Origin of the sequence: Ruegeria sp. HKCCA0235A (assembly GCF_013033235.1) — a bacterium.
In the GTDB taxonomy this organism is placed as follows: Bacteria; Pseudomonadota; Alphaproteobacteria; order Rhodobacterales; family Rhodobacteraceae; genus Ruegeria.
Genome location: NZ_WQDQ01000003.1, coordinates 256,696 through 267,156 on the forward strand (window position 1 = coordinate 256,696; position 10,461 = coordinate 267,156).

The window sequence follows — 10,461 nt, forward strand, 5'->3', positions numbered from 1 at the left end:
ATGATGGGTGAGTTGATCATTCTGGGCGCGTTGGGGGTTCTTCTGGCCGGGGCCGCAGCCAAAGCGGCCGAGGCGGAAAAGGTTCGGGTTCGGGCCGATGCGAAAAAGAAACGAGGGCGTTGATGGACGGCTCAAGATACGATGACGGCAGCACGGACGCGCTGAGCGGAGAACAGAAGATCCGCAATTTCAACATTAACTTCGGCCCGCAACACCCTGCGGCGCACGGGGTTCTGCGCCTTGTGCTGGAACTCGACGGTGAGATCGTCGAACGGTGCGACCCGCATATCGGCCTGCTGCACCGCGGCACCGAAAAGCTGATGGAAAGCCGGACCTATCTGCAAAACCTGCCGTATTTCGATCGTCTGGATTACGTGGCGCCGATGAACCAGGAACATGCCTGGTGCCTGGCCATCGAAAAGCTGACCGGGGTTGAAGTGCCGCGTCGGGGTTCGCTGATCCGGGTTCTGTATTCCGAGATCGGCCGCATCCTGAACCACCTGCTGAACGTGACCACGCAGGCTATGGATGTGGGCGCGCTGACCCCGCCGCTCTGGGGTTTTGAAGAGCGTGAAAAGCTGATGGTGTTCTACGAGCGTGCCTGCGGCGCCCGTCTGCACGCGGCCTATTTCCGCCCCGGTGGTGTACATCAGGACCTGCCGCCGGAACTGCTGGACGATATCGAGGCCTGGAGCCACGAATTCCCCGCCGTTCTGGACGACATTGACGGTCTGCTGACCGAAAACCGCATCTTCAAACAGCGCAACGCCGATATTGGTGTCGTGACTGAAGATGACATTCAGAAATACGGTTTCTCGGGCGTGATGGTGCGCGGGTCGGGCCTTGCATGGGACTTGCGCCGCGCTCAGCCCTATGAATGCTATGACGAGTTTGAATTCCAGATCCCCGTCGGCAAAAACGGCGACTGTTATGACCGCTATTTGGTGCGGATGGAAGAAATGCGCCAATCGCTGTCGATCATCCAGCAGGCCATCGTCAAAATCCGCGAATGCCCCGGTGACGTGCTTGCGCGTGGCAAGATCACCCCGCCGAAACGCTCGGACATGAAGACTTCGATGGAAAGCCTGATCCACCACTTCAAGCTGTATACCGAAGGCTTCCACGTCCCTGCAGGCGAGGTCTATGCCGCGGTCGAAGCCCCCAAGGGCGAGTTCGGCGTCTATCTGGTCGCCGACGGCACCAACAAGCCCTACCGCGCCAAGCTGCGCGCTCCCGGTTTCCTGCACCTGCAAGCCATGGACCACGTCGCCAAAGGCCACCAGCTGGCCGACGTCGCCGCCATCATCGGCACCATGGATGTCGTATTTGGAGAGATTGACCGCTAATGCTCCGCCGTCTTCATCCCGAACAACCCGAAAGCTTTGCCTTCACCGCTGCCAACCAGCAATGGGCCGAAGCGCAGATCACCAAATACCCCGAAGGCCGCCAGGCCAGCGCGGTCATTCCGCTGCTGTGGCGCGCGCAAGAACAGGAGGGCTGGCTGAGCCGCCCGGCGATTGAATCCATCGCCGACATGCTGGGCATGGCCTATATCCGCGTGCTCGAGGTGGCGTCCTTCTACTTCATGTTCCAGCTGCAACCAGTTGGATCTGTGGCGCATATTCAGGTCTGCGGCACGACGTCCTGCATGATCTGCGGGGCCGAAGATCTGATCGCGGTCTGCAAGGAAAAGATCGCCGCGAAGCCGCATGAACTTTCTGCCGATGGCAAGCTGAGCTGGGAAGAGGTCGAATGTCTCGGTTCCTGCACCAACGCGCCAATGGCGCAGATCGGCAAGGATTACTACGAGGATCTGACCGCCGAGAGCTTTGGCAAAATCCTCGACGATCTGGTGGCGGGCAAGGTGCCGACGCCCGGTCCTCAGAACGGGCGTTACGCGGCCGAGCCGTTGAAGGGACTTTCCAGCCTGTCCGAATATGAAGCTGGCAAGCCGAAATACAACGCAAGTGTTGAGCTGGCGACAGAGCTTGGGGACACGGTCAAGCGTATCGACGGAACCGAAGTTCCGATACTGACACCGTGGCTTGGCAAGGATGGCAAAGCCGAAGCTTCCGGTTCCGCTCCTCAACCGCCGAAAAAGCCGGAACCCGGCAAGACGGCGGCACAACAGAGTGGAACCAAAAAATCGACCCATACCGAACCGGCATCTCCCGAGGGCGCTGCGGCAAAGACGGATGGCCAGGACGTTCAGGAGACCCAGCCTAACACTCTAACCGCGGCACGTGACGGCAAGGCGGATGACCTTAAATTGTTGAAAGGCGTCGGCCCCAAGCTGGAAGAAACGCTGAACCAGCTTGGTTTCTATCACTACGACCAGATCGCGGCCTGGACGCCCGAACATGTGGCCTGGGTCGATGCGCGTTTGAAATTCAAAGGCCGGATCGAACGCGATGGCTGGATCGAGCAGGCGGCCAAGCTTGCTGCGGGTGAGGAAACCGAATTCGCCAAACGTGCCAAATCCGAGGGCACATACGAAGACTAGACGGATGCCCGTTCCGGGCTTCGGGGGAAGATGGACAAGGACAAGGAACAGGCCATAGCCCGCAAGGGCCGACATATCGGGGTGGTCATCGCCGTGACCATGCTGATCTGGCTTGCGATGAACCTGTTCATTGGCCCCGCGCTGGGTTTGACAACCCGGCATGCGCTGCTGTTTGATTTCGCCGCTCTGGCGGGTTTCATCTATGCGGGCGTCAACATTTTTCAACTCTGGCGCATGCGTCAGGACAGCTGAAGGTAACACGCGATGCTGAAGGATCAGGACCGGATCTTTACCAACATCTACGGGATGCATGAACGCACGCTGAAAGGTGCGCAGGCCCGCGGGCATTGGGACGGCACTGCTGGCCTGATTGAAAAAGGGCGCGACTGGATCATCCAGACGATGAAGGATTCCGGGCTGCGCGGACGCGGCGGCGCGGGTTTCCCGACTGGTCTCAAATGGTCGTTCATGCCCAAGGAAAGCGACGGGCGCCCGTCCTATCTGGTGGTCAACGCGGACGAATCCGAACCCGGCACCTGCAAAGACCGCGAGATCATGCGCCATGATCCGCATACGCTGATCGAGGGCTGCCTGATCGCGTCTTTCGCCATGAACGCTCACACCTGCTACATCTATCTGCGTGGTGAGTACATCCGCGAACGCGAGGCGTTGCAGGCCGCGATTGACGAGGCCTATGACGCGGGTCTTCTGGGCAAGAACGCCGCCGGCTCGGGCTGGGATTTCGACCTGTTTCTGCACCACGGGGCAGGCGCCTATATCTGTGGCGAGGAAACCGCGCTGATTGAAAGCCTCGAAGGTAAAAAGGGCATGCCGCGGATGAAGCCGCCGTTCCCCGCGGGTGCGGGCTTGTATGGCTGCCCGACGACCGTGAACAACGTCGAATCCATCGCCGTCGTGCCCACGATCCTGCGCCGTGGGGCGGATTGGTTCGCAGGTTTCGGTCGCCAGAACAACGCGGGCACCAAGCTGTTTGCAATCTCGGGTCACGTCAACAACCCCTGCGTGGTCGAAGAGGCGATGTCGATTTCCTTCGAGGAGCTGATCGAGACCCATTGCGGCGGCATTCGCGGCGGCTGGGACAATCTGCTGGCCGTTATCCCCGGTGGATCCTCGGTTCCGTGTGTGCGCGGTGAGAACATGCGCGACGCGATCATGGATTTCGATTATCTGCGCAACGATCTGGGCTCGGGGCTTGGAACGGCGGCGGTGATCGTGATGGACAAGTCCACCGACATCATCAAGGCGATCTGGCGCCTGTCGAAATTCTACAAACACGAAAGCTGCGGCCAGTGCACGCCCTGCCGCGAAGGCACCGGCTGGATGATGCGGGTCATGGACCGCCTGGTGCGCGGCGAGGCCGAGCTGGAAGAGATCGACATGCTGTTTGATGTGACCAAACAGGTGGAAGGTCACACGATCTGTGCTCTAGGCGATGCGGCCGCCTGGCCGATCCAGGGCCTGATCCGGAATTTCCGGGAAGAAATCGAAGATCGCATCAAGGCTCAGAAATCGGGCCGTATGGGTGCGATGGCGGCGGAGTGATCGGGATGGACATGTTCGCAGAATACAGCCACGCGATTTCATCTGTTGTGCTTTTCACGCTGGTGGTTCTGTTTCTGGCCCCGTTTTCAGCGCTGGCCAAGCAGGGCAAGGGCCTCGCGCCTGGGGCAACCCCTGAGCAGGACTATTCTGATCAGGCCTATCGACTGAACCGGGCCTATCTGAACGGAACGGAAACGCTTCCGGCGTTTGTGGCTGTTGTGACTGCGGCGGTATTGCTGGGTGCCAGCCCGTTCTGGGTCAATCTGCTGGCGTCTGTCGCTTTGCTCGCACGGTTGGTGATGCTGGTGGTGCACATCAAAGGCATAGGCAAACCGAACAGTGGCCTTCGGTCCGTGCTGTATGTATTGGGCTGGGCCTGCATGTTTGTGATTGGGCTTATGGCATTGGTGGCGGCGTTCTGATGGCGTCCCGGCAGATGAGAACACGAAGAGGGATAGTATGAAGGCCCGAAAAACCCTTGTAGTCCTGCTGGCACTGGCAAGCGTGTCCGCCTGCGGCATCATCAAGCCGTCGGAAGATCGTATTCTCTTCGATGGAAAGGCGTTCAAGGCAAAGGCGAAGGCGGTCGACAAGAAAGCATCGCCAACGGACTTTACCGTTGTGGTAAAGGGTGCGTCCGCATCGCTGGACGGCGCGCGTGAGGCCGGCCGACACGAAGGAACCAAGTTTTGCGTGCAGAATTTCGGGTCTTCGCGGATCGACTGGAAAGTGGGGCCGGACACTGAACCGCAGAACCTGCGCATCAGTGATGATCAATTGACCTTTGCGGGAAAATGCCAACGGCCATGACGCGCGGTTTTGCATATCACGACACGGATTGCCGGCCGCTATTGCCTAGCAAGACCGGACCGGTTCGTTTTGGTGCGTCCAAAACGAAGGGAAGATCCATGTCTTTTGCCAAAACACTCACCCTGGCTGTCTTGATCACATTGCCTGCCGTCGCAAATGCGAAGCCGCCCTTGAGGGATGTCAAAGAGATCGACGACGAACTCTATTACATCGCCATCGCAAATGAAATTTCGGAATATTGCCCCTCGATCAGCGGGCGTCGATTGAAAGCGATCAGTGTGATGTGGGGGCTGCGCTCCAAGGCGAACAAACTGGGGTATTCGGACACCGAAATCCGCTCTTACGTCGAATCGGATGCTGAAAAGGACCGGATGCGCGCCAAGGGCGAGGCGTATCTGGCTTCGAATGGCGTGACCTATGACAACCCCAACACATTCTGCACTCTGGGGCAGAAGGAAATCCAAAGAAACAGCGCCATTGGCGTTTATTTGAGGGCGAATTGAAAGCCATGTCTGACCTCCGCAAGATCAATATCGACGGACAGGAAATCGAAGTCGATGGCGCGATGACCCTGATCCAGGCTTGTGAACAAGCCGGGGTCGAAGTGCCGCGCTTTTGTTATCACGAGCGTCTGTCGATTGCTGGCAATTGCCGGATGTGCCTGGTCGAGGTCGTCGGCGGGCCGCCGAAACCTGCGGCCTCCTGCGCGATGCAGGTGCGTGACCTGCGTCCGGGGCCTGAAGGCCAGCCCCCGGTGGTCAAGACGAACTCGCCCATGGTCAAAAAGGCCCGCGAAGGCGTGATGGAGTTCCTGCTGATCAACCATCCGCTGGATTGCCCGATCTGCGATCAGGGTGGCGAATGCGACCTTCAGGATCAGGCGATGGCCTATGGCATGTCCGGATCCCGCTTCAAGGAAGCAAAGCGGGCGGTCGATGACCTGGATCTTGGCCCGCTGGTTGGCACCGCAATGACCCGCTGCATCAGCTGCACGCGCTGCGTGCGCTTCACCACCGAAGTTGCCGGGATAACTCAGATGGGTCAGACTGGGCGCGGTGAGGATGCCGAGATCACCTCGTATCTGAACCAGACGCTGGATTCGAATTTGCAGGGCAACATCATCGATCTGTGCCCTGTCGGGGCGCTGACCTCCAAGCCCTACGCCTTTACTGCGCGTCCGTGGGAATTGACCAAAACCGAAAGCATCGATGTGATGGATGCGTTGGGATCGAACATACGCGTCGATACCAAAGGTCGTGAAGTCATGCGTTTCCTGCCGCGCAATCATGACGGCGTGAACGAGGAATGGATCAGCGACAAGACACGTTTCGTCTGGGATGGCCTGCGCCGTCAGCGTTTGGACAAGCCCTATGTCCGTGAAAACGGAAAGCTGCGCCCGGCCTCTTGGTCCGAGGCGCTGACCCAGGCAGCAGAGGCGCTGAAGGGCGCCGGGAAACCTGCCGGTATCGTGGGCGATCTGGCTCCGGTCGAGGCGGCGTTTGCGCTGAAACAGATGATCGAAGGGCAGGGTGGTGTTGTCGAATGCCGTACCGATGGCGCAAAGCTTCCGGCGGGCAATCGTGGCGCTTACGCTGGCACTGCCGCGATTGAAGACATCGACACCGCGGAACGCATCCTGCTGATCGGTACCAACCCACGTGACGAAGCGCCTGTCCTGAACGCGCGTATCCGCAAGGCATGGACGCATGGGGCCGAAGTCGCTTTGGTCGGTCCTGCGGTCGATCTGACATATGAGTATCACCACGTTGGCGATGATCGAACAGCGCTGCAAAAAGTTGTCGATATGGGCGGAGATGATGAGATCAAGAGCAAACGTTCGTTGGTCATCATCGGGCAGGGCGCTTTGCAGGAAGCGGACGGCGCCGCCGTGCTGGCTGCTGCGCAAGCCATTGCGGCCAATACGGAAAGTGGTCTGATCGTTTTGCACACTGCGGCGTCGCGCGTCGGTGCGATGGATGTGGGTGCCACGAACGAAGGCGGAATGGACGCGATCGGCGCCGCCGACGTGATCTACAACCTTGGTGCGGATGAGGTCGAGATCGGCGAAGGCGCCTTTGTGATCTATCAGGGCAGCCATGGTGACCGGGGCGCACACCGCGCCGATGTGATACTGCCAGGCGCGGCCTATACCGAGGAAAACGGCGTGTTCGTAAACACCGAAGGTCGTCCTCAGCTGGCGATGCGGGCCGGTTTTGCGCCGGGTGAGGCGAAGGAGAACTGGGCCATCCTGCGCGCCTTGTCGGCCGAACTGGGCGCAACACTGCCCTTCGACTCTCTGGCACAGTTGCGCACGGCCTTGATCGAGGCGGTTCCGCATCTGGCCCGCATCGACGAAGTGATCGAGAACGAAGTGAAAGCTCTCGACGCCGGTGCTCTGGGCAACGCAACTTTCCGCTATGCGATCAAGGATTTCTACCTGACCAACCCGATCGCACGGGCGTCACAGCTGATGGCCGAGTTGTCGGCACAGGCGCAGGCCCGCAAATCCGAGAAGATCGCGGCGGAATGAACCAGACCTGTTTCATATCGCAGGCAAAAGCGGCTGCCGGGTGGCAGTTCGCCGCGCCAGATTTGCGTGTGAAACCGAATATTAAGGGTGGCGCAATGGCGGCAGATGCTGTTTACACCAACGCGCCGACCCAGCCGCAGTTTGCGCAGGCTTCTGGCCTTTGCATCGCGCGCGGAAAACGGAATACCCACGGTGTGAGGACCAATGGCTGAATTCTTTAACACCCCAGGCGGAATAGCCATCATCATTCTGGCGCAAGTGCTTGCCGTTGTTGCCTTTGTGATGATTTCACTGTTGTTCCTTGTTTACGGGGACCGCAAGATCTGGGCTGCTGTCCAGATGCGCCGCGGCCCCAACGTGGTGGGCGTCTATGGCCTGCTGCAATCGGTGGCGGATGCCCTGAAATATGTGGTGAAAGAGGTCGTCATTCCTGCGGGCGCCGACCGGACGGTCTTTATCCTCGCACCGCTGACATCCTTCGTTCTGGCCATGATCGCCTGGGCGGTGATCCCGTTCAACGATGGATGGGTTCTGTCGGATATCAACGTGGCCATCCTCTATGTATTCGCCGTGTCCTCGCTCGAGGTTTATGGCGTGATCATGGGCGGTTGGGCGTCGAACTCAAAGTACCCGTTCCTGGGCTCGCTGCGCTCGGCCGCGCAGATGATTTCCTACGAGGTTTCGATCGGCCTGATCATCATCGGTGTGATCATCTCGACCGGCTCGATGAATTTTGGTGACATCGTGCGTGCTCAGGACGGCTCGTTCGGGTTCTTCAGCTGGTACTGGCTGCCGCATTTCCCGATGGTGTTCCTGTTCTTCATCTCGGCCCTGGCCGAAACCAACCGCCCGCCCTTCGACCTGCCCGAGGCGGAATCGGAACTGGTCGCCGGTTATCAGGTCGAATATTCGGCCACGCCTTTCCTGCTGTTCATGGCAGGCGAATACATCGCCATCTTCCTGATGTGCGCGCTGACCTCTCTGCTGTTCTTCGGCGGCTGGCTGTCGCCGATCCCGGGCCTGCCCGATGGCGTGCTGTGGATGGTCGCCAAGATGGCGTTCTTCTTCTTCATCTTCGCGATGGTCAAGGCGATCACGCCCCGCTACCGCTATGACCAGCTGATGCGGCTGGGTTGGAAAGTGTTCCTGCCATTCTCGCTGGCTTGGGTGGTTTTCGTGGCCTTCGCGGCGAAATTCGACTGGTTCTGGGGCGCATTTGCCCGTTGGAGCGTAGGAGGCTGATATGACTCAAATTGACTATACCCGCGCTGCCAAATACTTCCTTCTGCAAGACTTCTGGGTCGGCATGAAGCTGGGGCTGAAGTATTTCTTCGCGCCCAAGGCCACGGTGAACTATCCGCACGAAAAGGGGCCTCTGTCCCCACGTTTCCGCGGCGAACACGCTCTGCGCCGCTATCCGAATGGTGAAGAACGCTGCATCGCCTGCAAACTCTGCGAGGCGATCTGCCCTGCGCAAGCCATCACCATCGACGCCGAGCCGCGCGAAGACGGCAGCCGCCGCACCACGCGGTACGACATCGACATGACCAAATGCATCTATTGCGGTTTCTGCCAAGAGGCCTGCCCGGTCGATGCCATCGTCGAAGGCCCGAATTTCGAATTCGCGACGGAAACCCGAGAAGAGCTGTTCTATGACAAGCAGAAACTGCTGGACAACGGCGAACGCTGGGAAGCCGAGATCGCCCGCAATCTGGAACTGGACGCGCCTTACCGATGACTGACAGCCCGACAAATCCGTTCGAGCTGATGATGAAGCAGGCTCAGGACATGGCCAAGGCGATGAACCCGGCGATGGAAAGCTTCTCGCCCAAGGGGTTCGAGGCGCTGTGGCCGACCATGCCGAAAGAGGTCATGGAGATGATGTTCGGCAACACCGTCAACAAGGACGGGCTGGATGCCAAGACTCGCCTGTTGCTGACGCTGGCCGGGCTGACCTGTCAGGGCGCTCAGGCGGACTCGGCCGTACGCCAGACTGTGCGCCATGCACTGGAGGCAGGCGCAAAGAAACAAGAGATCGTGGAAACGATCGGTCAGATGTCGGTCTTTGCCGGCATCCCGGCCATGACCCGCGCGCTGGATCTGGCGCAAGAGGTCATGGGCGACAACGAGGATGAGGATCAATGACCGTCTTTGCCTTCTATCTGTTTGCCATCAGCGCCATCACCGGCGGGCTGTTCACGGTGATCAGCCGCCAGCCGGTGCACTCGGTGCTGTGGCTGATCCTGGCGTTTCTATCCTCGGCGGGGCTGTTCGTGCTGCTGGGGGCCGAGTTCGTGGCGATGCTGCTGATCATCGTTTACGTGGGCGCGGTCGCGGTTCTGTTCCTGTTTGTGGTGATGATGCTGGACGTGGACTTTGCCGAGCTTAAAGCCGAAATGGCACGCTATATGCCGCTGGCCTTGCTGATCGGTCTGGTCATCTTGATGCAGTTCGTCATGGCCTTCGGGGCCTGGGACAGCGCGCAAGGTGCGGCGGCCAATCTGGCGCAGCCGGTCCCGGCGGACCGCCACAACACCGAGGCGCTGGGTGTCATCCTTTACGATCAATACTTCCTTCTGTTCCAGCTGGCGGGCCTGATCCTGCTGGTGGCTATGATCGGTGCCATCGTGCTGACGCTGCGCCACCGTCAGGACATTAAGCGTCAGGACATCGTCGGCCAGATGATGCGCGACCCGGCCAAGGCAATGGAATTGAAGGACGTGAAACCGGGGCAGGGACTTTGAGACCATGATCGGACTTGAACACTATCTTACGGTCGCGGCGACGCTGTTCGTCATCGGCATCTTCGGTCTCTTCCTGAACCGCAAGAACGTCATCATCCTGCTGATGAGCATCGAACTGATGCTGCTGGCGGTGAATATCAACCTCGTGGCGTTTTCCAGTTTCCTCGGCGATCTGGTCGGGCAGGTCTTCACGCTGTTCGTGCTGACCGTTGCGGCGGCCGAGGCGGCGATCGGGTTGGCCATTCTGGTCTGCTTCTTCCGCAACCGCGGCACCATCGCGGTTGAAGACGTCAATATGATGAAGGGGTAAG

At 59.5% G+C, this 10,461-nt stretch carries 14 protein-coding genes; all 14 read left to right on the plus strand.

The features are described from left to right. The 14 genes from GOW56_RS21995 to nuoK all read left to right on the plus strand — a co-directional run bounded on the left by GOW56_RS21995 (position 1) and on the right by nuoK (position 10,460). Positions 1-123, plus strand: coding sequence for a hypothetical protein (locus GOW56_RS21995; protein WP_256367742.1), 123 nt, complete (start codon positions 1-3; stop codon positions 121-123). After that, complete coding sequence (locus GOW56_RS07335) at positions 123-1,346, plus strand: NADH-quinone oxidoreductase subunit D (protein WP_171115034.1); 1,224 nt, start codon at positions 123-125, stop codon at positions 1,344-1,346. The genes GOW56_RS21995 and GOW56_RS07335 overlap by 1 nt, the downstream gene beginning before the upstream one ends. Then, positions 1,346-2,503, plus strand: a complete 1,158-nt coding sequence (locus GOW56_RS07340; RefSeq protein WP_171115036.1) for an NADH-quinone oxidoreductase subunit E — start codon at positions 1,346-1,348, stop codon at positions 2,501-2,503. The genes GOW56_RS07335 and GOW56_RS07340 overlap by 1 nt, the downstream gene beginning before the upstream one ends. A gap of 30 nt (positions 2,504-2,533) precedes the next feature. Then, positions 2,534-2,755, plus strand: a complete 222-nt coding sequence (locus GOW56_RS07345) for a DUF5337 domain-containing protein (RefSeq protein WP_171115038.1) — start codon at positions 2,534-2,536, stop codon at positions 2,753-2,755. A gap of 12 nt (positions 2,756-2,767) precedes the next feature. Next, positions 2,768-4,066 carry an NADH-quinone oxidoreductase subunit NuoF gene (gene nuoF / locus GOW56_RS07350; protein ID WP_152458587.1) on the plus strand — a complete coding sequence of 433 codons (1,299 nt, stop codon included), beginning with the start codon at positions 2,768-2,770 and terminating at the stop codon, positions 4,064-4,066. Between the two features lie 5 nt (positions 4,067-4,071). Further along, entirely contained in the window at positions 4,072-4,488 is a 417-nt protein-coding gene (locus GOW56_RS07355; RefSeq protein WP_171205464.1) for an MAPEG family protein, read from the plus strand. Positions 4,489-4,525: 37 nt separating this feature from the next. Continuing rightward, positions 4,526-4,876, plus strand: a complete 351-nt coding sequence (locus tag GOW56_RS07360) for a hypothetical protein (RefSeq protein ID WP_171167317.1) — start codon at positions 4,526-4,528, stop codon at positions 4,874-4,876. A 98-nt stretch (positions 4,877-4,974) separates the two neighbouring features. Continuing rightward, the gene (locus GOW56_RS07365; protein WP_171167319.1) at positions 4,975-5,379 is read left to right on the plus strand and encodes a DUF5333 domain-containing protein; all 405 of its coding nucleotides are present in this window, start codon (positions 4,975-4,977) and stop codon (positions 5,377-5,379) included. Between the two features lie 5 nt (positions 5,380-5,384). Next, positions 5,385-7,406, plus strand: coding sequence for an NADH-quinone oxidoreductase subunit NuoG (nuoG, locus tag GOW56_RS07370; protein WP_171205465.1), 2,022 nt, complete (start codon positions 5,385-5,387; stop codon positions 7,404-7,406). 204 nt (positions 7,407-7,610) lie between these two features. Next, a complete protein-coding gene (gene nuoH / locus GOW56_RS07375) occupies positions 7,611-8,648 on the plus strand; it encodes an NADH-quinone oxidoreductase subunit NuoH (RefSeq protein ID WP_152458581.1) in 1,038 nt (345 codons plus the stop codon). Position 8,649: 1 nt separating this feature from the next. Further along, a complete protein-coding gene (gene nuoI, locus GOW56_RS07380; RefSeq protein WP_152458580.1) occupies positions 8,650-9,144 on the plus strand; it encodes an NADH-quinone oxidoreductase subunit NuoI in 495 nt (164 codons plus the stop codon). Further along, entirely contained in the window at positions 9,141-9,551 is a 411-nt protein-coding gene (locus tag GOW56_RS07385; protein ID WP_152458579.1) for a carboxymuconolactone decarboxylase family protein, read from the plus strand. The genes nuoI and GOW56_RS07385 overlap by 4 nt, the downstream gene beginning before the upstream one ends. Continuing rightward, positions 9,548-10,150 (plus strand): NADH-quinone oxidoreductase subunit J, encoded by a 603-nt coding sequence (locus GOW56_RS07390; protein ID WP_171115048.1) that lies wholly within the window; start codon positions 9,548-9,550, stop codon positions 10,148-10,150. Before GOW56_RS07385 ends, GOW56_RS07390 begins: the two co-directional genes overlap by 4 nt. Before the next feature lie 4 nt (positions 10,151-10,154). After that, positions 10,155-10,460: an NADH-quinone oxidoreductase subunit NuoK gene (gene nuoK, locus GOW56_RS07395; RefSeq protein ID WP_005984024.1), complete on the plus strand. Its 306-nt coding sequence runs from the start codon at positions 10,155-10,157 to the stop codon at positions 10,458-10,460. Position 10,461: the final 1 nt, after the last annotated feature.